Raw genomic sequence first — 22,131 nt, 5'->3', positions numbered from 1 at the left:
CTCGGAAATTGGCTATCACAGGAAGCCAATAGCTTGCTTACGGTGATCATGTGAGCGACTGGAGCACCCGACCGACCCTGTCCGGAGCGCACGTGCGCCTGGAGCCGCTGGCACCCGAGCACGCCAAGGGCCTGCTCGAGGCCGGCGCCGATCCGGGCATCTGGGCGTGGCTGAGCAGCCGGCAGCCGGGGGATCTTCCGGCGGCGGAGCGGCTGGTGGAGCAGGCGCTCGCCGACCCCGACCGCCGTCCCTTCGCGCAGATCGACGTCGTCTCCGGCCGGGTCGCCGGGACGACGTCGTACTACCAGGTCGTCGAGAAGCACCGGATCCTGTCGATCGGGCACACCTGGATCGGCGCGGACTGGCAGCGCACCGGGCTCAACACCGAGTCGAAGCTGCTCCTGCTGGCCCACGCGTTCGAAACCCTTGGCGCGCAACGGGTTTCCTGGGAGACGGACATCCGCAACCTCCGGTCGCAACGCGCCATCGAACGGCTCGGCGCGCTTCGCGAGGGCGTGCTGCGGGCGCACCGGATCCGGCCGGACGGATCGTCGCGCGACACCGTCCTCTATTCGATGCTGGCGCCGGAGTGGCCGGCCGCGAAGGCGCGGCTGAACGAACGCTTAGTCACCGGGGCTCGCCTGCCTCGGTGAAACGGCCGGGCAACGTGGGTGCAACCTTTTACAAGGCGGACTAACGTCGCTAGCGTGCCGCTAGCCGTCATGTCGGCGCACTACAGGAGGCCTTGCAACCATGACCGAGCAGTCCCCCGCCCTGGACAACCTGCTCACCGAGAGCCGCACCTTCCCGCCCAGTGACGAATTCGCTGGCCAGGCCAATGCCAAGGCCGATCTGTACGCCGAGGCGGACGCCGATCGCGAAGCGTTCTGGGCGAAGCAGGCGGAGCGGCTGACGTGGGACACGAAGTGGACCACGGTACTGGACTGGACCAATGCGCCCTTCGCGAAGTGGTTCGTCGGCGGCAAGCTGAACGTCGCCTACAACTGTGTCGACCGGCACGTCGAGTCCGGGCACGGCGAGCAGGTCGCGATCCACTGGGTCGGCGAGCCGGGTGACACGCGGGACATCACCTACGCCGAGCTTAAGACCGAGGTTTCCAAGGCCGCCAACGCACTCACGTCGCTGGGCGTGACCGCCGGCGACGTCGTGGCGATCCAGCTGCAGATGGTCCCCGAGGCCATCTTCGCGATGCTCGCGTGCGCGCGGATCGGCGCGCTGCACAACGTCGTCTTCGGCGGCTTCTCCCCGACGGCGCTGCGGGCGCGCGTCGACGACGCCGCCGCGAAGGTGGTCATCACCTCCGACGGCCAGTTCCGCCGCGGCAAGGCCGCGCCGATGAAGGCCAATGTCGACGAAGCGCTCGACGGCGCCGAGACCGTCGAGAAGGTCATCGTCGTGAAGCGCACGGGCGACAAGCTCGAGGGCGACGTCCCGTGGACCGACGGCCGCGACCTCTGGTGGCACGAGCTCGTCGACGGACAGTCCGAAGAGCACACTCCGGAAGCCTTCGACAGCGAGCACCCGCTGTTCATCCTCTACACGTCCGGGACGACCGGGAAGCCGAAGGGCATTCTCCACACTTCGGGCGGCTACCTGACGCAGACCGCGTACACGCACCACAACGTCTTCGACCACAAGGCCGGCGAGGACGTCTACTGGTGCACCGCGGACATCGGCTGGATCACCGGCCACAGCTACATCGTCTACGGCCCGCTCGCCAACCGCGTCACGCAGGTCGTCTACGAAGGCACGCCGAACACCCCGCACGAGGGACGGCACTGGGAGATCGTCCAGAAGTACAAGGTCTCCCTCTACTACACGGCGCCGACGCTGATCCGCACGTTCATGAAGTGGGGCGCGGAGATCCCGGAGAAGTACGACCTGTCGTCGCTGCGGGTGCTGGGTTCGGTCGGCGAGCCGATCAACCCCGAGGCGTGGATCTGGTACCGCGAGAACATCGGCGCGGGCAAGACGCCGATCGTCGACACGTGGTGGCAGACCGAGACCGGCGCGATCATGATCTCGCCGCTGCCGGGCGTCACCTCGACCAAGCCGGGCTCGGCGCAGAAGGCACTGCCGGGCATCTCGGCGAAGGTCGTCGACGACACCGGCACGGAGGTCGGGCACGGCGGTGGCGGGTACCTGGTGCTCGACAAGCCGTGGCCGTCGATGCTGCGCGGGGTCTGGGGCGACGAGGAGCGCTTCAAGGAGACGTACTGGTCGCGCTTCAAGGACCAGGGCTTCTACTTCGCCGGCGACGGCGCGAAGTACGACAACGACGGTGACGTCTGGTTGCTGGGCCGCGTCGACGACGTGATGAACGTGTCCGGCCACCGCATCTCGACCACGGAGGTCGAGTCGGCGCTGGTTTCGCACCCGACGGTGGCCGAGGCCGCGGTCGTCGGCGCGACCGACCCGACGACCGGCCAGGGCATCGTGGCGTTCGTGATCCTGCGCGGCAACGCGGTGGACGGCGGCGAGGAGGCCATCCAGGCGCTGCGCAACCACGTCGCGAAGGAGATCGGGCCGATCGCGAAGCCGCGGCAGATCATGGTCGTGCCGGAGCTGCCGAAGACGCGCTCGGGCAAGATCATGCGCCGCCTGCTCCGCGACGTCGCGGAGAACCGGCAGGTCGGCGACGTCACCACGCTGGCCGACTCGTCGGTGATGGACCTGATCTCGTCGGGCCTGAAGTCGGGCAAGTCGGAGGAGTGAGCTAGCGTTCTCGCCGTCAGAGCCCTTCCGGCTTCGCGCCGGGAGGGCTCTGTCATGACACCCCGTGTGGCACGAGTCGAACGCATGTTCTACGCTGTGCCGCGAACCACACCCACTTCCCGGGCAAGGAGACGACACGACGATGACCGTGGATGTCCTGACGCACGACGAGGAAACGGCCGAGGCCCCGGTTTCCGCTCCGGCTCCGGCTTCGGAGGTTTCCGCCGACGAGGCGGCCGTCACCGAGTCCGCGTCCCCGGCCTCTTCCCCGGAGGCTCCGGCCGCCGAGGAGGAAGCCCCGAAGCCGAAGCGCGGCCGCCCGAAGGGCGCGGCGACGGCGTCGACGGCGAAGAAGACCCGCACGGTCGAGCTGATCCTCACGGTCACCGGCACCGCCGACGGCGAGTGGCAGGCCGAGCTGAAGAACGGCTCGAAGTGGGTCGCGAAGGGCCTCGAGATCCCGGCCGCGGCGGTCTCGCGGGCGGCGAAGGAGCTGCACAGCGACCTGTCCGGCCCAATCGACGAGGTGATCAACCAGGCTCGCGAGGCGCAGGCCGCGAAGGTCGCCGCGCTGGAGGCCGAGCTCGAGAAGGCCAAGCAGGCCTTGGCCGAGCTGGACGCCTGAGCTTCACTCCGGGAAACGCCCGGTCCGCTTCGCGCGGGCCGGGCGTTTCCGCTTCCCAAGATGCCTCAAGTGATCGGTGGGCGGCCGGGCAGTGGTGCCTTGAACTCCACCCACATCGCGTCCGTCAGGGCCTCGACGTGGTGGGTCACCCCGCGCGGGTGCAGCACCGAATCACCCGGCTCCAGCTCCGCCTCCACGCCGGCCACCGCTCCCCGCAGCCGGCCCGACAGCACGTAGACGATCGAGTCGTGGTCGTGCGCGTGCGGCGGCGAAGACACCCCCGCCGGGTAGTGGATCAAGTACGCCAGCCCGCCGGCTGCCTGCTCCAGCAGCCGGAAGCGGCCCTCGCCCCCGAGGAGCGGCGCCCCCTCCACCGCCACCAACGGCTGCCACACCTGCTCTTCCATGCCGACCATCATGACCCGGACCGGCTGAGAGTCCACACAGGACGGCTTAGGTAAGGCACGCGTTATTTAGGCGCACCTGACAAAAGCGCAAGTCTCGCCACGATTCCGCTTCCGTGTTTCACTGGTCCGGTGACCGAAACGATCGACGGTGACGCCGTGGAGCACGCGCACGAACCGCACCAGGGCGTCGGCGGGAAGCTGAACTGGCTGCGGGCCGGGGTGCTCGGGGCGAACGACGGCATCGTGTCCGTGGCCGGCATCGTCGTCGGCGTCGCCGGGGCGACCACGGAAAGCACCACGATCCTCACCGCCGGAATCGCCGGGCTCGTCGCCGGCGCCTTTTCGATGGCCGGCGGGGAATACGTTTCGGTGAGCACCCAGCGCGACACCGAACAGGCCTTGCTCCGGCTCGAAAAGCAGGAACTCAAGACGATGCCGGAGGCCGAGGAGCGCGAGCTCGCCGAAATCTACGAGGACAAGGGCCTCTCGCCGGACCTGGCGACCCAGGTCGCCCGCGAGCTGACCGAAAAGGACGCCCTGCAGGCGCACGCGGAGGCCGAGCTCGGCATCGATCCCGGCAACCTGACCAGCCCGTGGCAGGCCGCGTGGGCCTCGCTGCTCGCCTTCTCCGTCGGCGCACTGCTGCCGATCCTGTCCATCGCCTGGGCCGGTGTCTCCCTGCGGGTGTGGGCGTGCGCCGCCGCTGTCGTCGTCGGCCTGACGCTGACCGGGTACATCAGCGCCCGGCTCGGCGAGGCGAACGTGGGCCGCGCGATCGTCCGCAACGTCGGCGTCGGCGCGCTGACCATGGTCGTGACGTACTTCGTGGGCGTGATCTTCGGGGTGACCGTGGGCTAGTGAACACCCCGTGTGGCACCGGTCATGACAATGCGTGACTGACGACTGGTAAAATGGCACCTAGGTGCGCCGGGAAGCCTGGTCGGCAACAGTGATCAGCGACCCCTGGAGCCGCCCTGGTGACCCGCCCGTTCAGCGAATTCGCCCGCTACCTGCGCACCGAGACGACCGGTGGGCTCATCCTCCTCGGTGCGACGGCGGTCGCGCTGCTCTGGGCCAACTCGCCGCTGCGGGAGAGCTACCACGCGCTGCGCGGCTTCCGGCTCGGCCCGGAGTTCCTGCACCTGAACCTCACGCTCGGCGACTGGGCGAAGGACGGCCTCCTCGCTCTGTTCTTCTTCGTCGCCGGGCTCGAGCTCAAGCGCGAGCTCGTCGTCGGCGAGCTTTCCCGGTTCAAGCAGGCGATCCTGCCGGTCGTCGCCGCGATCGGCGGCATGGTCGTGCCCGCGCTCGTCGCCCTCGGCGTCGGCTGGGGAACGCCGGGGATCGACCGGGCCTGGGCGATCCCGGTCGCCACGGACATCGCCTTCGCCCTCGGCGTGCTCGCGCTGACGGCGTCGAACCTGCCCTCGAGCGCCCGTGTCTTCCTGCTTTCCCTCGCCGTGGTGGACGACCTCGGCGCGATCGTCGTCATCGCCGTGCTGTTCACGACGGGCTTCGACCTGGTCGCCGTGGCTGTGGCCGTCGTCGCGCTCGCCCTCTACGCGTTCTTGCAGCACCGCCGCGTCCGGACAGCGTGGCTGTACGTCCCCCTGACGTTGGTCGTCTGGGTCGCGGTGCACTCGGCGGGCATCCACGCCACGATCGCCGGCGTCGCCTTGGGTCTGCTCACCCGCGTCCGCGCCGACGACGGCGAGGCGGAAGCGCCCGCGCTGCGGCTCGAACACCGGCTCCAGCCGTGGTCGGCGGCGGTCGCCGTGCCGGTGTTCGCGCTCTTCGCGGCCGGGATCTCGGTCGACGCCGACGCGCTCGGCGCGGTCTTCACCACGGCGTTGCCGCTCGCGGTGCTCGCCGGGCTGCTCGGCGGCAAGGTCGTCGGCATCCTGGGGGCCAGCCTGCTCGCGGTGAAGCTGCGCGTGGCGGAGAAGCCGCGCGGGATGGGCTGGCGGGACTTGGCCGCGTTGTCGGTGCTCGGCGGGGTCGGGTTCACCGTCAGCCTGCTGATCGCGGAGCTGGCGCTGCCGGATGAGGCGAGCGAACTGGCGAAGGCGGCGGTGCTGATCGCTTCGGCGACGGCGTCCCTGCTGGCGGCGGCCCTGCTACTCCGACGTAGCAAGGTTCACGCGCGAATCTCCGACACACTGTGACGCCGCCGCGCCCGGTTTCGGGACACATGGCACGATGACCCGGTGAGCAGCCCCAAACACGAACGCACCCCCGACGGCGTGGGGGCCGTGCCTTACCTCCCGCTGTCCTCCGCCACCGACGTCCCCGGCGACCAGTCGATCGGCCGCCTGGTCGGCGACGCGACCCAGCACATCTCCACCCTGGTCAGGGCCGAGATGGAGCTGGCGAAGTCCGAACTGGTCGGCGAGGTGAAGAAGGGCCTCAAGGGGGCCGTCTTCTTCCTGATCGCGCTGACGGTCTTCCTGTACAGCACGTTCTTCCTGTTCTTCTTCGCGGCCGAGGGGCTGGCCCAGTGGCTGCGGTACCGCTGGATCGCGTTCGGCATCGTGTTCGTGCTGATGCTGCTCGTCGCGGGCGCGGCCGGGTTCCTCGGCTACCGCAAGGTGAAGAAGTTCAAGGCACCGGAGCGGACCATCGCCAGCGTCAAGGAGACCGCCGCCGCGCTCAAGCCGCAGCGTGCGCCCGAAGCCGGCTTGACCACCCGCGACTGAAGTCGTTGCACGCGTCCCCCGACCCGTCGATCGTCCGGCTCGACGGCCCGTGGGTCCACCGCGACGTGTCCGCGAACGGCATCCGGCTGCACGTCGCCGAGCTCGGCGAGGGGCCGGTCGTGGTGCTGCTGCACGGGTTCGCCGAGTTCTGGTGGACCTGGCACCACCAGCTGCGGGCCCTGGCCGAAGCCGGGTTCCGCGCGGTGGCCGTCGACCTGCGCGGCTACGGCGACTCGGACAAGCCGCCACGCGGCTACGACGCGTGGACGCTGGCCGGTGACGTCGGCGGCCTGATCAAGTCGCTCGGCGCGCGCCGCGCCCACCTCGTCGGGCACGCCTGGGGCGGCATGCTCGCCTGGACGGTCGCGGCGCTGCACCCGCGGCTGGTGTCCTCGGTGACGGCGATCGGTGCCGCCCACCCGCTCGCGCTGCGCTCGGGCGCGGCCCGCCCGTGGCGCGGCCAGGGCCGGGCGGCCGGCCACCTCTTCCGCTTCCAGGTGCCGATGGCACCGGAGAAGTGGCTCACGAAGGACGACGCCCAGGCCGTCGCGGACCTGTTCGGCGGCTGGGCCGGCCACCGCTGGCGGTCCACATCGGACTTCGACGGCAGCGTCGAGGCGTTCCGGCAGGCGATGCTCGTGCCCGGGGTCGCGCACAGCGCGCTCGAGTACTACCGGTGGGCGTTCCGCGCCCAGTTCCGCGGCGAAGGCCGCCGGTTCACCGACGCCGTCGGCACCCGGATCGCGGCGCCGACGCTGCAGCTGCACGGCGCCGACGACACCTGCATCCTCCCGGAAACGGCGCTGTCGTCGACGCGCTGGGCGGGCCCGCACGCCGAGCCGGAGATCTGGCCGGACGTCGGGCACTTCCCCCACCTCGAGGCGCCCGACCGCACATCCGCGGCCCTGGCCGGCTTCCTCAAGCGAGACTGATGGCGTTCTTCGCCCGCTCGACCGACTCGTCCGAGGCCGGTCCTTCCGGGTTTTCGGTGGCCAGCGCCTGGTTCAGCTCGACGAAGGGCCGCATCCGCGTTTCGTAAGCCGCGAAAGCCTCGTCGTGGCTGCCCCGGCCGAGTTCCTGCGCGAGGACGTACGCGCCGACCAGCGCGAGGCTCGTCCCCTGGCCCGACAGCGCCGAGGCGCAGTAGCCGGCGTCCCCCACCAGCACCACCCGCCCGGCCGACCAGCGGTCCAGGTGGATCTGGGCCATCGCGTCGAAGTAGAAGACGTCCGCCGCCGCCATCGCTTCGAGCAGTTTCGGCACCTCCCAGCCGACTCCGGCGAGCCGCTCGGCGACCAGCCGCTTCTGCTCCGGGACGGTCAACCGCGGCAGCGGTTCCGAGCCGAAGCCGAGCGTGACGCGCAGCTCGGTGTTGTCCCGCACGGGATACGCGACCCCGCCGGTGTGCTCGTGGCGGAACCAGACCTGCCAGTCTTCGAGCCCCAGGAAGTTGGGCGCCGGGAAGATCGCCAGGTACTGCCCGAGGTGCCGGGTGAAGTCCGCCTCCGGCCCGAAGGCGAGCTGCCGCACCACCGAGTGCAGGCCATCGGCCCCGACGACCAGGTCGAACGTCCGGAAGCCACCGCGCTCGAACTCGACGCGCACGCCGTGCTCCTCTTCGGTCAACGCCGTGATCGCGTCACCGAAGACGTACTCGACGCCGGGGGCGTCCAGCAGGATCGCGACGACGTCGTCGCGGAGCACCTCGAAGTCGGCGCTGTCGAGCCGCCCGCTGCTGTAGGTGTGTTCCTCGGACCGGTACAGCTCCTGGCCGTCGCCGTCCACCACGGACATGCCGCGCATCCGGGTGCGCAGTGCGCGCATCCGGTCGCCGAGACCCAGCTCGTCGACGACGTCGAGGGCGACCCCGCGCACGTCGATCGCCTGGCCGCCGGTGCGCGGGCCGGGCGCCCGCTCCACCACGGTCACCGCCCAGCCGGCGCGCGCCAGGAACCGGGCCAAGGTGCCGCCGGCGACACCGGCGCCGGAGATCAGGACGTTCCGCATGGTTTCCTCCAGGTTCGTACGCTTGTACGCTCCACTCTGGACAACCCACAGCTGAACGGCTATTTCTGTACTAGTACAGATGGCCTTCTGTACTAGGTCAGGAGACCGCCGTGAAGTACGTGGCCATCGCCGACGAGCTGCGCGGCCGGATCGCCCGCGGGGAGCTGACGCCGGGCGCACGGGTGCCTTCCACCCGGCGGCTCGCGGCGGACCACGGCGTCGCGCTCGCGACCGCGGCGAAGGCGCTGGACCTGCTGAGCCAGGAGGGCGTCGTCCGCGCCGAGCCGCGGTCCGGCACGGTCGTCGCCGACCGCGACCACCGCGGCGGCCGCCGGGGGCTCACCCGCGAGCAGCTCGTGCGGACCGCGATCACCATCGCCGACACGGAGGGCCTCGGCGCGCTGTCGATGCGCGGGGTCGCGGCCCGCCTCGGCGTCGCGGCGATGGCGCCGTACCGGTACGTGCGGAGCCGGGACGAACTCGTGCTGCTCATGGCCGACGCGGCGTTCGGCGAGCGCGGCTACCCGGCGAAGCCGTCGGGTGACTGGCGTGACCGGCTGGCGCTCGGCGGCCGCACGCTCTGGTCGCTCTACCGGCGGCACCCGTGGCTCGCGCAGCTCGGGCCGATCACGCGACCGCTGCCGCTGCGCAACCTCGCCGTCCACGGTGAGTGGGCGCTGTCCGCGCTGTCCGAGCTCGGCGTCGACGCGGCGACGCTGTGCGACCTGCACGTCCTGTTCTTCAGCCACGTTCAGGGCCTGGCGATCCACCTGGAACGCGAGCAGAGCGCGCGGGCGTCGTCCGGGCTGACCGAGGACGGCTGGATGGACCACCAGAGCACCGCGGTCGCGGCCATGACGGCCGGGCACCCGACGTTCGCCAAGATGTTCGCCGACCTCACCGAGACCGGCTACGACCTGGTGCTGGACGACATCTTCGAGCTCGGCACGCGGGCCCTGCTCGACGGCCTGGCGCTGCGGTACGGGCGTTAAGCGGCGCAGGAGCCGGTGGACACGTTCGTCGTCTGCGACGGTGCCGCGTCGACCTCGGCGCGGACCTGCTCGGCCGTCAGCGTGAACCCGGTCTCCGGGTCCTCGACCGCCGCGCCGAAGACGACGCCGATGACCTTGCCGTCCGGGGTCACCATCGGGCCGCCGGAGTTGCCGCTGCGGATCTCGGCGCGGACCGTGAAGACGTCCCGCTGCACGGTGTTCGCCTCGTAGATGTCCGGGCCGCGCAGGTTGATCCGGCCGCGCACGCGCGCCGGCGTCGCCCGGTACGGGCCGTCGAGCGGGTAGCCGAGCACGACCGCGCTGTCACCCGCCGACGCCGTCTCCGGGGCGAACTGGAGCGGCTCGGCCTTCAGGCGCGGCACCGCGAGCACCGCGATGTCGACCTCCGGGTCGAAGTAGACGACGCGGGCCGGGTAGTCGCCCTGGGTCGTCTCGATACCGACGGTGTCGGTGCCCGCCACGACGTGCGCGTTCGTCATCACCCGCTGCGGCGCGATCACGAATCCGCTGCCTTCGAGCGATCGCGAGCACGAACTCGCGGTGCCGCGGATCTTGACCACGCTGCCGTGCAGCTCCTGGACGATCCCGCTGCGCTGGAGCGCGGGGTCCGGCGGCGAGGTGTCGGCCGTCGGCGCCTTCTGGAACGGGTCCACGATGGACGGGAAGCCGGACGCGTCGAGCAGCTTGCGCAGCTGGCTCGGGAAACCCTGGGCGGCCGACGGCATGGCGTCGTTGACCTTGCCGAGCACCACCGAGCCGTTGATCGCCTTGGCCAGCCCGGGCAGGCCGGACACGGTGGTCAGCGGCGTCGCGATCAGCCACGCCACCACGAACACGACCAGGGCCTGCACGACCGCGCCGAGCGCCTTGTCGATGCCGGAGAGCCGGTCCGGGTTGATCTTCTGCCGCAGCCGCCGGCCCACGTAGACGCCGATCGCCTCGCCGAAGGCGACCAGGAAGACCACGGTCGCCACCGCGAAGGCGACCTTCCAGACGGGGTCGTCGAAGAACGCGACGACGACCGGCGCGAGCTTGATCCCGGCGACCGCGCCGAGGATCACGCCGACGAGCGACGGCAACGCGATGATCACGCCCTGGTATGCGCCGGACACCGCCGCCAGCAGCGCCAGCAGCAGCACCAGCACATCGACCCAGTTCACCGCGTCACTCCTTCACACGGGCATCGAACGCGGCCAGCGCCTCGTCGAGGTCCCGGACGTCACCCGAGTCCCATTCGCGCTCCCAGCCTCCCAGACTCAGGAGGACCGACAGCAACCCGGCCGTGAACCCCCAGACGAACAGGCCGCCGACCTCGAAGGCCGGCCCCTTCCACGGCATGCCCTTCTTCTGCACGGTGAACCGGTTCGCCGGGTCGACCAGGTCGGCGATCGCCACGCGCGCGACGGACGCCGTCTCGGCCGGGTCGACCGCGTGCACCGGCGACGGCTCGGCCCAGTGCGCCAGCACCGGCGTCACGGCGAAGCCGGACACCGGGACGAACAGTTCCGGCAGCACCGCGACCGGCCGGACGCCGGAAGGGACCACGCCGGTCTCTTCTTCGGCTTCGCGCAACGCGGTACCGACCGGGCCGCCGTCACCCTCCTCGGCGCCGCCGCCGGGGAAGGCCACCTGGCCGGCGTGCGAGCCCAGCGTGTCGGCGCGGCGCTGCAGCAGGATGTCCGGCTCGCCGTCGGCCTCCCGCTCACCGAAGAGGATGAGCACGGCGGCCGGGCGGGTGTACGCGTCTTCGGGCGGGCTGAACCGCGTGAAGGTCCTGGAATCGACCTCGCCGCTCACCTTGACCAGCGGCCGGAGCCACTCGGGAACCGACTCGGGTTCGACCAGCGGTCCGATCACGATGCCCCCTCGACTGCCGCGCGCACCTGGTCAGTGTTCACGAACGAGCGCGGATTCGCGATGAACCGCACCTCGCCGGACGCGGTGACCAAGTAGGACGCCGGGAGCGACGGAGGCACCTTCAGCGCCGTCCGGACCGGGCCGGTCCGCCCGTCACCGTCGAACACCGACGGGAGGTGCACCTTCAGCTCGGCCAGCAGGTCCAGGCCGTCCTTCGCCGGGCTCTGCACCTGGACGCCGAGGACGCGCACGGCACCCGGCTGCTTCGCGTACTCCTGGAGCACGGGCAGCTCGGTCCGGCACGGCTGGCACCAGGTCGCCCACACGTTGACCAGCGCGGGAGCACCGGCGAGGGCCTTGCCGACGTCGACGCGCACGCCGTCGCCGAGACAGTCCACCGTGACGCCTTCGAGCTGCTTCACCGGCTGCGCCGGGCCCGGCGCCGGGCACGGCTGGAGCGCCGCCGCGGACCGGGCGGGCCCGAGGTCGCCGGCCGGCTTCGCGGCGGAGTCGTCACCCCCGCGCGGCAGCAGCGCGACGATCAGCGCCACCGCCAGCACCGCGGCGGCCAACGCCCACTTGGTGACGCTCGTCACCGAGGCGCAGCCAGGGCCAGGATGTGGTCCTTTTCTTCGCCTTTGACCAGCTTCGCGGCTTCGCCGAACCCGGTCGGGCCGGTGCCGTACGACGGGCAGTCCTTGGCCAGCGGGCAGGCGCCGCAGGCCGGCTTCTTGGCGTGGCAGACGCGACGGCCGTGGAAGATCACCCGGTGCGAGAGCATCGTCCACTCCTTGCGGGGGATCAGCTCGCCGACCACGTGCTCGACCTTGACCGGGTCCTCCTCCGCCGTCCAGCCCCAGCGCCGGACCAGCCGGCCGAAGTGGGTGTCGACGGTGATCCCTGGCACGTCGAAGGCGTTGCCGAGGACGACGTTGGCGGTCTTGCGGCCGACACCGGGCAGGGTGACCAGGTCTTCGAGCTTGCCGGGGACCTCGCCGCCGAAGCGCTCGACCAGCGCCGCGCCCAGCCCCATCACGGAGTTGGCCTTGGCCCGGTAGAAGCCGGTGCTCCGGAGGTACTCCTCCAGCTCGGTGCGGTCGGCGCCGGCGTAGTCGGCGGCGGTCCGGTAGCGCTTGAACAGCGCGGGCGTGACGAGGTTCACGCGGACGTCGGTGGTCTGCGCGGACAGCACGACCGCGACCAGCAGTTCCAGCGGGGTGGTGAAGTCGAGCTCGCAGTGGGCGTCCGGATACACGTCGTCGAGGCAACGCTTCATCCGCCTGGCGCGTCTCACCAGAGCTAACCGGCTTTCACCAGCGCCCTCACGGGGGGCGTTCGTGGTGGCAGGTGGCACCCCGATAGCCTACGGGCGCCGTCGGACGAGCCGGTGACTGCACCGGTGGACGACCGACACGCCAGAGCACCACCTCGGCGCGTTTTCCGGCCGCCATGAGCGAGGATCTGGAGTAGATGCTTTCCATCGAGTGTTTCGGGGTCCGGTCATGACCGTCTGGTTCGTCATCCTGGTCCCCCTGGTGATCATGTTCTTCGCGCTCGGCATGGAGCGCGTGGAGAGCAGACTGAAGCACGTCGCGGTGCAGGAGAACGAGGTCGAAGAGTTCCTCGAGCAGGCGCAGCCCAACGAGGTCAGGGCGCTCTACGGGCACGGCATCGGCCGCGCGCTGGAGCTGTTCCGGCTGCGTAGGCTGGGCGGACGGGCAGCCAGGCTACGCGCGCGTCGCGTGCGGAGTTAGGCTCCACGTTCGAACGAGATCGTTTCCGCCACGTGCGAGTCCGGCGAGCGATCTCGGGAGTACGCCCTAGACTGACGCGCAAGTGATCGGCGTCACGCTCCTCCAGCCAAGGGGGAGCGTGATCGTTTCTCGACGAGGAGGCACCCGAGGTGGACGAAACCCTGGCCCGTGCGGGCATTTTCCAGGGTGTGGAGCCGGCAGCGGCGGAGGCGCTGGCCCAGACCTTGGAATCCGTGGAGTTCCCCCGCGGCCATGTCATCTTCAACGAGGGCGAACCCGGCGACAAGCTGTACATCATCCAGTCCGGCAAGGTGAAGATCGGCCGCAAGTCCCCGGACGGCCGCGAGAACCTGCTGGGCATCTTCGGCCCGTCGGACATGTTCGGCGAGCTGTCCATCTTCGACCCCGGCCCCCGGACGTCGAGCGCGACCACGGTCACCGAGGTCCGCGCGGTCACCATGGACCGCCCGGCCCTGCGCCAGTGGATCTCGACCCGCCCGGAGATCGCCGAGCAGCTGCTGCGCGTGGTCGCGCGCCGCCTGCGCCGGACGAACAACATGGTCGCGGAACTGATCTTCACCGACGTCCCGGGCCGCGTGGCGCGGGCGCTGCTGCAGCTCGCGCAGCGGTTCGGCAGCCAGGAGGCGGGCCTGCTGCGGGTCACCCACGACCTGACGCAGGAAGAGATCGCCCAGTACGTCGGCGCGTCCCGCGAGACCGTCAACAAGGCGCTGGCCGACTTCGCCCACCGCGGCTGGCTGCGGCTCGAGGGCAAGAGTGTGCTGATCCTGGACCCGGAGCGGCTGGCCCGCCGGGCCCGCTGAGTCTCTCTCACGTCGAAGGCCTCTCGGCTTGCCGAGGGGCCTTCTTCGTGGCTTCATGGTGTCCCGGTGTCCTGGTCCACGACTGTGTCACCGGACAACAAAGAGCCGGGCGCCACCCCCGACGTGGCGCACCGGCTCTTCGTTGTTTGCGCGGACCATCCCCCGACGATCCGCGCTCCCCGCCCTCCGGGCCGGGCCCCGACCCGTGTGCCGGAGGGAGCTGGGTTTCTCTGCTGTTGTTCAACCATCACGGCCCATACCCACGAATTCAAGGCCATTCACTCTCAAGGACGCCGTCGGGGGCGTTTCGTTGCAGGAGTCCACGGAGAATATCGTCAGTGTTACCTGATCGAAACCTGGTGAACCGGCGCCAAGATCCACCTCCAGTCTGCCGGTGACGCACGTGACCGTCAAACAACTGGTACTGACGTACCAGTCTGCGGCATACTTGTACGCGTGTCCCAGTCTGTCTCGAACCACGAAAGCCGCACGTCCCTCGCCGACTACCGCACCGCGCTGACGACCCGGGCGGCCCGGTGGCCCGCCGTCGCGGCCGTGCTCGCCCGCCTGCCGATCGCCATGATCGGCATCTCGGCCCTGCTCTACGTCCAGCGCGAGACGGGTTCCTTCGCCGTCGCCGGGCTCGTCTCGGCCGGTTCACTCGTCGGGGTGTCGGTCGGCGCGGTGGTGCAGGGCAGGCTGATCGACCGGTTCGGGCCGACCCGCCCGCTGCTCACCGTCGCGCTCCTGCTGGCGCTGTCGATGAGCGCGCTGGTCACGGCGATCGAATCGCACGCCGCGACGGCCGTGCTCGTCGCGCTGGGTGCCCTCACCGGGCTGACCGAGCCGATGGTCGGATCGGCGTCGCGGGCGCTGTGGGGGCGCCTGCTCCCGCCGGGTGGCCCGCGCAACGCCGCGTTCTCTTATGAGGCGATCAGCATGGAGGTCTTCTTCATCCTCGGCCCCGGCGTGGCCGGGCTGCTGGTGATGGCGCCGTGGGCGGGCACCGGGCTGGTGCTGGGGGTCGCGCTGCAGTTCACCGGCGCGGTGCTGTTCGCGCTGAGCCCGGCCGTGCGGGCGTGGGGGCCGTCGCCGGAGTCTCACGGGTCGCTGCTGGGCGCGCTGGCGAGCCCGGGCATGCGGACCCTGGCGGTGGCCGCGCTCGGCTTCGGCGTGGTGATCGGGTTCGTCGAGGTCGCCGTGCCGGCGGCGGCCACCGAGGCGGGCTCCCCCGCTACGGGTGGGTTGCTGCTGTCGGCGTGGTCGCTGAGCTCGGTCGCGTTCGGCGTCGCCTACAGCCTGCGGCCCTGGCCGCGGCAGCTGGGCGTGCGGCTGCCGGTGCTGCTCGGCGGGTTCGGCGCACTGGTCGCCCTGCTCGCGTGGCCGTCTTCGCTGTGGGGCCTGGCGCTGATGATGCTGCTGGCGGGCGCGTTGATCACGCCGCAGTCGACGGCCCACTCGACGACGATCGAGGTGGTCGCACCGTCCGGGACGGCGGCGGAGGCGTTCGGCTGGGTGCTGACGGCGGTGACGCTGGGCCTGGCGGCGGGCCAGTCGATCAGCGGGTACGTCGTCGAGCACGCCGGCCCCGGCGCGGCGTTCCTGGCGGCGAGCGTGGCCGGGCTGGTGCTGGCGGTGGTCGTCTGGCTGCTGCGCGGCACGGTCCGTTCCGCCCGGTCCGCTCCGGTTCCCGAGCTGGTCAACGCGTAGGCGGCCGGTTTTTGTCGGTGCCGGCCGCTAGCTTGCGGGCATGGACGTCACCGCGCCTGCCCACCGCCTCTCGGCGGCCGTCTCGGCCGCGTCGCGCCTGCTGCCGTCCCGCACCGGGCTGCGGTTGGCGGCGGACGCGGCCGGGCTGACGGTCGCCGGCGCGGCTTCGGACCTCGCCGTCAGGTTCGGCTGCCCGGCGACCACGCACACGGACGGCTCGGTCGTCGTCCCCGCGGCGCCGCTGGTGGAGACGCTGAAGGTGCTCGACGCCGAGCTGGTGCGCTTGGTCGTCGAGGGCAGCCGCCTGGCGTTGCGGCTGGACAACGCCCGGTTCGCGCTGCCACTGCTGCCCGGCTCGGGGGGCACCGCCGACCCGCCGGTTCGCGTGGCCGAGGTGGACGGCGCGGCGTTCGCGTCGGCGCTGCGGATCGTCGCGGGCACGGCGGCGAAGGACGACCCGCTGCCGCTGTTCACCGGCGTCCGCGTGCAGGCCGCCGGCGCTCGCCTGACGTTGACGGCGTCGGACCGCTACCGGATGGCGGTGGCCCGGCTGCCGCTGCGCGCACCGGGCGCGCTGGACGTCCTGGTCCCGGCGCCCCTGCTGGCCGAGGCGGCGCGCCAGGCGGCCGGCGCGGTCGGCCTCCACGTCGCCCCGGGGCGGTTCGGGCTGAGCTGGCCGGGCGGCCTGGTGGCGACGGCGGTCCTGGACGCGGGCTTCCTGTCGGAGGAGTCGATCGCCTCGGGCGAGGTGGACACCACGGTGACCCTGGAGGCGGCTGCCTTGGCGGCGGCGGTCCGCCGAGTCGGGGTGTACGCGGAAGACCGGCGGGTCCTGACGTTGGAGGTCGGAGACGCCCAGGTCCGCTTGGCGAGCGCCCGCCAGGACACGGGCGAGGCCGAGGAGGTCCTGAAGGCGGAGGTCGGCGGCGGCCGGACGTCACCGTCGTTCCAGGCCCGGTACCTGCTCGATGCGCTGGGGGCGTTCGCCGGGGAGCGGGTGACGTTGGCGATCCAGCCGGGGATGCGGGCGTGCGTCCTGCGGTCGGCGGAGCCCGGGGAGGTGGCGCTGACGTACTACCTGATGCCGATGCTGCCCCGGTAGCTCAGCCGATTCCGAGCAGTTCCGCCAGGTCGATGAGGGCCACGTCCTCGGCCGGGCCGTGGGTGAACTGGCTGACCGTCATGGCCGCGCTCCCGAAGCGCTGTTCGTAGGCTTGCCGGAGATTCGGCGCGGACCGGCCGAGCATCCACTCCACCGACGAGCCGCTGGTTCGCAGGAACTCGATGGGCACCGGGCCGAGGACGTAGAGCTCGGCCCGAAGCTCGCCGCGCCCGAGGACGAGCCCGACCAGGTCGGCCACGAGCATGCGCTTGCGCATCGCGTCGCGCCCCTTCCAGCCCGCGGCTTTGAACTCGGCCACCCGGCGGTCGGTCTGCAGGTCGAACTTCCGGTCCGGATCGTTTCCGGAAGCCAGCGAGGGGCGGCGGGCGATCCGTTCCCCCGGTTCGAGGATTTTCGGCAGAGCGCGGACGATCATCGTCGCGTGGATGAGGTCGCTGATCCGTCCGGCGTGCCGCCGGAGCTGGCGGATCGCGTAGTGCGAGATGAAGTCGGTCCGCGGGACCCCGAGTGAACGCTCGCTACAAGGTTCCGAAGCGTTTCAACGTCCGGATCATCGGCGCGGTTTCCACCTGCCGGACGCCCGGCAGCCCGCCCAGGTCGTCGGCCAGGTACGAGTACAGCGCCGCGTCGTCGCGGCAGCCGACGGTCACCACCAGGTTGGCCGGGCCCGTGGTGGCCGCGGCGAACGCCACCGGTGGGTGCGTGGCCAGCGCCCGGCCCGCCGGCTCCAAGGCCGAGGGCGCCACCGTCAGCCACAGGGTGGCGGTCAGCGGGTAGCCCAGCAGTGCCGCGTCCACTTCCACGTCGAAGTACAGCACCCCCGACGACCGCAGCACCTCCAGCCGGCGGCGGACCGTCGACTCCGACCGGCCGGAGGCCGCCGCCAGTGTCGGCAGGTCGGCCCGGCCGTCGTGGGCCAGCGCCGCCATCAGTGCCGGGTCCCCCGGCTCCGGGCGGTAATCGACGTCCGGAGCCGGGCGGCGCAAAGCCGCCACCTGCTCGGCGGACAACGCGTTCGACCGGCCCGGCCACCCCGCCGGGCCACCGGCGAACCGGCGCAGCAGCCGGTACGCCGTCATCGACACCACCCGCGGCGTCCGCGGCAGCTGCCCGAGCAGCAACCCGTCCGCCTCCTCGCGCTGGGGTGCCCGGATGAAACACGCGATCTCCGTGCCGCCGGACAGCAGGCTCACCCACTGCGTGTCGTCCCGGCGGGCCAGCGCCGCCGCGATCGGGGCCGCCGCGTCCGGGACGCAGCGGAGGCGGACCAACCAGTGCACCTGCCCCAGCGCGGCCGCCTCCGGGACACCCACCACCCGCAGCACCCCCGTCGACCGCAGCCGCCGATAGCGGCGGGCCACCGTCTGGTCCGACACGCCCAGCACCGCCGCGATCGTGCTGAACGACGCCCGGCCGTCCAGCTGCAGCGCGTGCGCCAAGCCGCGGTCCAACTCGTCGAGGAGACCGGATTCCACCAAACGAGCCTAGGAGATGTCGGATTTCGGGCACAACCGAGCGATGAAGGGAAGAAAGGCGGCAGGACGACCACGATCGAGGTCATGCACATCGACCACACCGTCTTCCTGACCAGGAACTACGCGGACACCTGGCGGCGCTACGAAGAACTCGGCTTCACGCTCAGCCCGCCGTCGCGGCACTTCGCGGCCGTCAGCGACCAGAGCGAACCGGTCCCGAGCTGCACGGCGAACCGCTGCGCCTACTTCGGCGACTCGTTCCTCGAATTGATCGGCATCGTCGACGAGGAAGCGGGCGACCCGTGGCGCGTGCTGCCGATCCTCGACGCCCGCGGCGACGGCCTGCACGGCTGCTCCTTCGGCGTCGACGACTCGGCAGCAGCCGAACGCCGGCTCCGCGAAGCCGGGCTTTCCAGCTCAGGCGTTTTGCAGCTGCAGCGGGACGTCGAGCTACCGGAAGGCACCCGCACCGCACGCTTCCGCAGTGTCCACATCGGACGCGACCGGACCCCCGAGGGCATCCTGCACACCGCCGAGCACCTCACCCCGGAGTACGTCCACCAGCCGCGCTACCTCGGCCACCCGAACGGCGCCCGCGGTGTCGCCGGAATCCTGCTGGTCGTGCCCGACGACGAGGTCGGCGCGTACCGCGACCGCTACGACGTGATCACCGGCGGCCGGTCACTCGTCGACATCGCCGCGGTGAGCGACCTCGACACCCTCCTGCCCGGCGAAACTCCGCGAGCACTGCCGTACTTCGCCGCGCACGGCGTCGTGGTCAAGGAGCTGGCGAAAGCGCGGAAGCTGATCGAGGACCACGTCCCGACGACCACGAACGACCGCGGGTTCTTCGTTCGCGCCGGCGACGCCTTCGGGGCGGCCGTGTACTTCGCGGAGGCGAAATGATCGTCGAAACGGCAACCGGCCGGGTCCGCGGGCAAGACGGCACCTTCCGGGGAATCCCCTACGCCACCGCGAAACGCTTCGAACTGCCCACGCCACCGAAGCCGTGGACCGGTGTCCGGAACGCGCTCGAACCCGGCCCCGCGGCGCCTCAGCCGCCGTCGCGGCTGGAGCACGCGCTCGGGCCGATGCCGCTGCGGCAAAGCGAAGACTGCCTGTTCCTCAACGTCTTCACCCCCTCGGTCAGCGGGAGCAGGCCGGTGCTCGTGTGGATCCACGGCGGTGGGTTCTCCAGCGGCTCGGGCGGCCAGGTGTGGTACACCGGCACGCGCCTGGCCCGCGACGCCGACGTCGTGGTCGTGACGATCAACTACCGGCTCGGCGCCCTCGGCTTCGCCGCGCTGGACGGCGTGCCGCCGAACCTCGGGCTCCGCGACCAGCTCGCCGCCCTGGAATGGGTGCGGGACAACATCGCCGCTTTCGGGGGAAACCCGGCCGAACTCACCCTCGGCGGACAGTCGGCCGGTGCCCAGTCGACGCTCGCCCTGTGGTCGTCGCCGCGGACGCGAGGGCTCGTCAAGCGGATCGCCCTGCAGAGCGCACCCGTCGGGATGCGGCCGTCCACATGGGACGAAGCGAACCGGATCGCCCGGGCGCTGCCGGACCCCAGGACCGCCCCGGTGGACCGGCTGCTGGCCGCTCAGCTCGCGGTCCCCGGCCAGCCCGGCTCGATCGAGCCACCGTTCCAGCTGGTCGCCGACAACGACCTCGTCGCCGAAGACCTCGTCGAAGCCGCGTCCGAGGGACCCGCGCTGATCAGCTGGACGCGCGAGGAACTCCGCGCCTTCGTCCCCGACGCGCCGCGGGAAACCATCGAGCAGGCGAACAGCTTCTTCACCAGCGACCGGCTGGTGAAGAAGCTCGGCGCCTTCACCTACCGCTTCGACTGGCAGGCGCCCGGCAACCGCTTCGGCGCCTGCCACTGCATCGACATCCCGTTCCTCTTCGGCACCCACGACGTCTGGGCCGCCCCCATGCTCGAAGGCGCCCCGAAGGGCCTCGAGAACGAGACCGGGCTCCGCGAAGTGTGGGCCGCCTTCCTCCACGGAGAGCGACCCGGTGCGCTCAGGCCGCCGAAGCTGCCTTGACCGCCGCCTCGACTTCGGCGAACGACGGGTTGACCATGGCCGTCGACCCGACGATCACCGTCGGCACCGTCTCGTTGCCGTTCGCGACCTCGCGGACCCGTGCGGCCGCCGCCGGGTCCTCCCAGATGTTGATCGCGCGGACGTTGAAGCCGCTCTTCGACAGCGGGCGCTCCAGGGCGGCGCAGAACCCGCACCCCGGCCGCCAGTAGAACTCGACCTCGACGTTGCTCATCCGTTCTCCTCCGACCGCAAGTAGTCCAGCTGCGCCTGCACGCTCCACTCGGCGGGCGCCCACAGCGCCCGGTCGACGTCGGCGTACACGGCCTCGACGACCTGGCGCGGCGTGGCGTCCGCCCCGAGCGTCTCCAAAGCCGAACGCACCTGGTCGAGCCGCTGTTCCCGGTGGGCGAGGTATTCGCGCGCGGTCGCGGGCAGGTCGGGGAGCTCCGGACCGTGCCCGGGCAGCCCGGCCGTCCCGGACGGCAGCTCGATCAGCTTGCGCAGCGAACGCAGGTAGTCGCCGAGGTCGTGCAGCACCGTCGTGCCGCGCCCGAGGATGGTGTCGCCGGTCAGCACCTGGCCGTCGAGCACCAGCGACACCGAGTCGTCGGTGTGGCCCGGCGTGTGCAGGACCCGAAGCGACAGGCCACCCGCCGGGATCACCTCGCCGTCGGCGAAGGGCGAAGCACCGACGCACAGCGCGGGGTCGAACGCCCGCACCGGCGCACCGACGCGCTCGGCGAACCACGGCGCGCCCTCGGCGTGGTCGGGGTGGTGGTGCGTGAGCAGGATCAGCTCGACCGGACCGACCCCGGCCAGCAGCTCGAGGTGCTCGAGGTCGCGGTAACCCGGGTCGACGACCACGGCCGGGCTCGACGGCGTCGCCCGCAGCACCCAGCTGTTCGTGCCTTCGAGCGTCATCGACGACGGGTTGTTCTCCAGCAGCACCGAAGCCGTCTCGGACACCTGGCGCAGCACGCCGTAGGCCGGGGCGCTCATCGCGGCTCCAGGACGACCCGGACGTGGTCGTTCTCGCGGACCAGCGTCGGCGCGATCCGGACGATCTCGCGCGGCGCGGCCAGCACGTCGTCGGCGGTGGCGAACTCGGCCAGCTCGCTCAGCGTCAGCCAGGTCGGCGGCATCAGCATCCGGCGGCCTTCGCGCGCATCGGCGATGGCGTCTCCGGGACGCTGCCAGCCGGAGCTCGACGCCTCCGACGTCGCCCCGTCGGCCTCCTGGCCCTCGGGCAGCTTCGCGACGTAGAACCGGGTGTCGTAGCGGCGCGGCTCCTGCTCGGGCGTGATCCAATGCGCCCACGGCCGCAGCAGATCGGCCCGCAGCGTGAGGCCCGCGTCGGCGAGGAACCCGGCCAGCGACACCTCCCGCGTCTCCAGCGCTTGGCGGGCCGCCGCGTACGGGGTGACGTCGGTGAGCACCTCCTCCGCGCCGCCCGCGAGCAGCACGCCGGACTCCTCGAACGTCTCGCGCACGGCCGCGCAGGTCAGCGCCCGCGCGAGCGCCTCGTCGCAGCCGAACCGCGAAGCCCACCACGACGGCTCGGGCCCGGCCCACGCCACCGAGGTGTCGGCGTCACGCCGGTCGACCCCGCCGCCGGGGAACACGGTCATCCCGCCCGCGAACGGCATGCCCTTGACCCGGTGCTGCAGGAAGACCTCGACGCCGTCGGCGCCGTCACGGACCAGGATGACGGTGGCCGCGTCCTTCGGCGTCGCCGGCGGGCCGTCGGCGTTCGCGCGGGTGGCCACCCCCGCGCCGACCGGGATGTCGAAGACAAACTCCTTTGGCTGCTCCACGTGGGCAACATACCTCCGGTACCCGACGTCCCGTCGCGC

25 protein-coding genes are annotated in these 22,131 nt (G+C 71.5%); 14 read left to right on the top strand and 11 right to left on the bottom strand.

The genetic code is table 11. The features are described 5' to 3' along the window. Positions 1-50 precede the first annotated feature (50 nt). From ACWED2_RS41205 to ACWED2_RS41195, 3 genes are all read left to right on the top strand, one after another. Entirely contained in the window at positions 51-653 is a 603-nt protein-coding gene (locus ACWED2_RS41205; RefSeq protein ID WP_449695944.1) for a GNAT family N-acetyltransferase, read from the top strand. A gap of 100 nt (positions 654-753) precedes the next feature. Further along, positions 754-2,736, top strand: coding sequence for an acetate--CoA ligase (gene acs, locus ACWED2_RS41200; protein ID WP_449695943.1), 1,983 nt, complete (start codon positions 754-756; stop codon positions 2,734-2,736). Between the two features lie 142 nt (positions 2,737-2,878). Beyond that, complete coding sequence (locus ACWED2_RS41195) at positions 2,879-3,361, top strand: DUF6319 family protein (RefSeq protein WP_449695942.1); 483 nt, start codon at positions 2,879-2,881, stop codon at positions 3,359-3,361. 65 nt (positions 3,362-3,426) lie between these two features. Here the strand turns inward: ACWED2_RS41195 and ACWED2_RS41190 are convergent, their stop codons facing one another. Further along, the gene (locus ACWED2_RS41190) at positions 3,427-3,768 is read right to left on the bottom strand and encodes a cupin domain-containing protein (protein ID WP_449695941.1); all 342 of its coding nucleotides are present in this window, start codon (positions 3,766-3,768) and stop codon (positions 3,427-3,429) included. A 129-nt stretch (positions 3,769-3,897) separates the two neighbouring features. Between ACWED2_RS41190 and ACWED2_RS41185 the strand changes: the two genes are divergently transcribed. The 4 genes from ACWED2_RS41185 (at position 3,898) to ACWED2_RS41170 (ending at position 7,396) form a co-directional block, all read left to right on the top strand. Then, positions 3,898-4,626, top strand: a complete 729-nt coding sequence (locus ACWED2_RS41185; protein WP_449695940.1) for a VIT1/CCC1 transporter family protein — start codon at positions 3,898-3,900, stop codon at positions 4,624-4,626. Positions 4,627-4,745: 119 nt separating this feature from the next. After that, entirely contained in the window at positions 4,746-5,933 is a 1,188-nt protein-coding gene (gene nhaA / locus ACWED2_RS41180; protein WP_449695939.1) for a Na+/H+ antiporter NhaA, read from the top strand. A gap of 42 nt (positions 5,934-5,975) precedes the next feature. After that, a complete protein-coding gene (locus tag ACWED2_RS41175) occupies positions 5,976-6,464 on the top strand; it encodes a phage holin family protein (RefSeq protein WP_449695938.1) in 489 nt (162 codons plus the stop codon). Between the two features lie 5 nt (positions 6,465-6,469). Continuing rightward, positions 6,470-7,396 carry an alpha/beta fold hydrolase gene (locus tag ACWED2_RS41170; RefSeq protein WP_449695937.1) on the top strand — a complete coding sequence of 309 codons (927 nt, stop codon included), beginning with the start codon at positions 6,470-6,472 and terminating at the stop codon, positions 7,394-7,396. On the opposite strand, the gene ACWED2_RS41165 is transcribed toward ACWED2_RS41170, so the two are convergent. Next, on the bottom strand, positions 7,383-8,471 hold the full coding sequence (locus ACWED2_RS41165) for an FAD-dependent monooxygenase (RefSeq protein ID WP_449695936.1): 1,089 nt from the start codon (positions 8,469-8,471) through the stop codon (positions 7,383-7,385). The two genes, ACWED2_RS41170 and ACWED2_RS41165, sit on opposite strands and share 14 nt — an antisense overlap. 110 nt (positions 8,472-8,581) lie before the next feature. Between ACWED2_RS41165 and ACWED2_RS41160 the strand changes: the two genes are divergently transcribed. After that, entirely contained in the window at positions 8,582-9,463 is an 882-nt protein-coding gene (locus ACWED2_RS41160; protein ID WP_449695935.1) for a GntR family transcriptional regulator, read from the top strand. Here the strand turns inward: ACWED2_RS41160 and ACWED2_RS41155 are convergent. Genes ACWED2_RS41155 through nth form a run of 4 tightly spaced genes read right to left on the bottom strand, consistent with a single transcriptional unit; the run spans position 9,460 to position 12,617 of the window. Next, positions 9,460-10,644 carry a MarP family serine protease gene (locus ACWED2_RS41155; protein ID WP_449695934.1) on the bottom strand — a complete coding sequence of 395 codons (1,185 nt, stop codon included), beginning with the start codon at positions 10,642-10,644 and terminating at the stop codon, positions 9,460-9,462. The genes ACWED2_RS41160 and ACWED2_RS41155 overlap by 4 nt on opposite strands. A gap of 4 nt (positions 10,645-10,648) precedes the next feature. After that, positions 10,649-11,341, bottom strand: a complete 693-nt coding sequence (locus ACWED2_RS41150) for an NUDIX hydrolase (RefSeq protein ID WP_449695933.1) — start codon at positions 11,339-11,341, stop codon at positions 10,649-10,651. Further along, positions 11,338-11,937 carry a TlpA family protein disulfide reductase gene (locus tag ACWED2_RS41145; protein ID WP_449695932.1) on the bottom strand — a complete coding sequence of 200 codons (600 nt, stop codon included), beginning with the start codon at positions 11,935-11,937 and terminating at the stop codon, positions 11,338-11,340. The genes ACWED2_RS41150 and ACWED2_RS41145 overlap by 4 nt, the downstream gene beginning before the upstream one ends. After that, on the bottom strand, positions 11,934-12,617 hold the full coding sequence (gene nth / locus ACWED2_RS41140; protein WP_449695954.1) for an endonuclease III: 684 nt from the start codon (positions 12,615-12,617) through the stop codon (positions 11,934-11,936). The genes ACWED2_RS41145 and nth overlap by 4 nt, the downstream gene beginning before the upstream one ends. A 226-nt stretch (positions 12,618-12,843) precedes the next feature. On the opposite strand from nth, the gene ACWED2_RS41135 reads away from it, so the two are divergent. From ACWED2_RS41135 to ACWED2_RS41120, 4 genes are all read left to right on the top strand, one after another. Then, a complete protein-coding gene (locus ACWED2_RS41135; RefSeq protein ID WP_003081722.1) occupies positions 12,844-13,095 on the top strand; it encodes a hypothetical protein in 252 nt (83 codons plus the stop codon). 149 nt (positions 13,096-13,244) lie between these two features. Beyond that, the gene (locus tag ACWED2_RS41130) at positions 13,245-13,919 is read left to right on the top strand and encodes a Crp/Fnr family transcriptional regulator (RefSeq protein WP_003081747.1); all 675 of its coding nucleotides are present in this window, start codon (positions 13,245-13,247) and stop codon (positions 13,917-13,919) included. A gap of 456 nt (positions 13,920-14,375) precedes the next feature. Beyond that, positions 14,376-15,629, top strand: a complete 1,254-nt coding sequence (locus tag ACWED2_RS41125) for an MFS transporter (RefSeq protein WP_449695931.1) — start codon at positions 14,376-14,378, stop codon at positions 15,627-15,629. Between the two features lie 40 nt (positions 15,630-15,669). Next, positions 15,670-16,731: a DNA polymerase III subunit beta gene (locus ACWED2_RS41120; RefSeq protein ID WP_449695930.1), complete on the top strand. Its 1,062-nt coding sequence runs from the start codon at positions 15,670-15,672 to the stop codon at positions 16,729-16,731. Position 16,732: 1 nt separating this feature from the next. Here the strand turns inward: ACWED2_RS41120 and ACWED2_RS41115 are convergent, their stop codons facing one another. Together ACWED2_RS41115 and ACWED2_RS41110 are read right to left on the bottom strand one after the other, a co-directional pair. Next, positions 16,733-17,167: a hypothetical protein gene (locus ACWED2_RS41115; protein ID WP_449695929.1), complete on the bottom strand. Its 435-nt coding sequence runs from the start codon at positions 17,165-17,167 to the stop codon at positions 16,733-16,735. 103 nt (positions 17,168-17,270) lie between these two features. Next, the gene (locus ACWED2_RS41110) at positions 17,271-18,227 is read right to left on the bottom strand and encodes an Lrp/AsnC family transcriptional regulator (protein WP_449695928.1); all 957 of its coding nucleotides are present in this window, start codon (positions 18,225-18,227) and stop codon (positions 17,271-17,273) included. Between the two features lie 84 nt (positions 18,228-18,311). Here ACWED2_RS41110 and ACWED2_RS41105 point away from each other — a divergent pair, with 84 nt between their 5' ends. Together ACWED2_RS41105 and ACWED2_RS41100 are read left to right on the top strand one after the other, a co-directional pair. Then, positions 18,312-19,133, top strand: a complete 822-nt coding sequence (locus ACWED2_RS41105) for a VOC family protein (RefSeq protein WP_449695927.1) — start codon at positions 18,312-18,314, stop codon at positions 19,131-19,133. Next, positions 19,130-20,278, top strand: coding sequence for a carboxylesterase family protein (locus ACWED2_RS41100; RefSeq protein WP_449695926.1), 1,149 nt, complete (start codon positions 19,130-19,132; stop codon positions 20,276-20,278). Before ACWED2_RS41105 ends, ACWED2_RS41100 begins: the two co-directional genes overlap by 4 nt. Here the strand turns inward: ACWED2_RS41100 and ACWED2_RS41095 are convergent. From ACWED2_RS41095 to ACWED2_RS41085, 3 genes are read right to left on the bottom strand one after another with little or no spacing between them, the layout of a single operon-like run. Next, positions 20,256-20,510, bottom strand: coding sequence for a glutaredoxin domain-containing protein (locus ACWED2_RS41095; protein WP_449695925.1), 255 nt, complete (start codon positions 20,508-20,510; stop codon positions 20,256-20,258). The genes ACWED2_RS41100 and ACWED2_RS41095 overlap by 23 nt on opposite strands. Next, positions 20,507-21,277, bottom strand: a complete 771-nt coding sequence (locus ACWED2_RS41090) for an MBL fold metallo-hydrolase (protein WP_449695924.1) — start codon at positions 21,275-21,277, stop codon at positions 20,507-20,509. Before ACWED2_RS41090 ends, ACWED2_RS41095 begins: the two co-directional genes overlap by 4 nt. Beyond that, the gene (locus ACWED2_RS41085) at positions 21,274-22,092 is read right to left on the bottom strand and encodes an NUDIX hydrolase (RefSeq protein WP_449695923.1); all 819 of its coding nucleotides are present in this window, start codon (positions 22,090-22,092) and stop codon (positions 21,274-21,276) included. The genes ACWED2_RS41090 and ACWED2_RS41085 overlap by 4 nt, the downstream gene beginning before the upstream one ends. Positions 22,093-22,131 lie beyond the last annotated feature (39 nt).

The organism is Amycolatopsis sp. NPDC005003 (assembly GCF_053600695.1).
This window is presented reverse-complemented; position numbering and strand designations above follow the sequence as displayed.

Excerpts from the sequence above, each read along its gene's own strand:
- acs (WP_449695943.1), top strand. The coding sequence starts at position 754 with ATGACCGAGCAGTCCCCCGCCCTGGACAACCTGCTCACCGAGAGCCGC.
- ACWED2_RS41195 (WP_449695942.1), top strand. The coding sequence starts at position 2,879 with ATGACCGTGGATGTCCTGACGCACGACGAGGAAACGGCCGAGGCCCCG.
- ACWED2_RS41190 (WP_449695941.1), bottom strand. The coding sequence starts at position 3,768 with ATGGAAGAGCAGGTGTGGCAGCCGTTGGTGGCGGTGGAGGGGGCGCCG.
- ACWED2_RS41165 (WP_449695936.1), bottom strand. The coding sequence starts at position 8,471 with ATGCGGAACGTCCTGATCTCCGGCGCCGGTGTCGCCGGCGGCACCTTG.
- nth (WP_449695954.1), bottom strand. The coding sequence starts at position 12,617 with ATGAAGCGTTGCCTCGACGACGTGTATCCGGACGCCCACTGCGAGCTC.
- ACWED2_RS41135 (WP_003081722.1), top strand. The coding sequence starts at position 12,844 with ATGACCGTCTGGTTCGTCATCCTGGTCCCCCTGGTGATCATGTTCTTC.
- ACWED2_RS41120 (WP_449695930.1), top strand. The coding sequence starts at position 15,670 with ATGGACGTCACCGCGCCTGCCCACCGCCTCTCGGCGGCCGTCTCGGCC.
- ACWED2_RS41115 (WP_449695929.1), bottom strand. The coding sequence starts at position 17,167 with ATGATCGTCCGCGCTCTGCCGAAAATCCTCGAACCGGGGGAACGGATC.
- ACWED2_RS41105 (WP_449695927.1), top strand. The coding sequence starts at position 18,312 with ATGCACATCGACCACACCGTCTTCCTGACCAGGAACTACGCGGACACC.
- ACWED2_RS41100 (WP_449695926.1), top strand. The coding sequence starts at position 19,130 with ATGATCGTCGAAACGGCAACCGGCCGGGTCCGCGGGCAAGACGGCACC.
- ACWED2_RS41095 (WP_449695925.1), bottom strand. The coding sequence starts at position 20,510 with ATGAGCAACGTCGAGGTCGAGTTCTACTGGCGGCCGGGGTGCGGGTTC.
- ACWED2_RS41090 (WP_449695924.1), bottom strand. The coding sequence starts at position 21,277 with ATGAGCGCCCCGGCCTACGGCGTGCTGCGCCAGGTGTCCGAGACGGCT.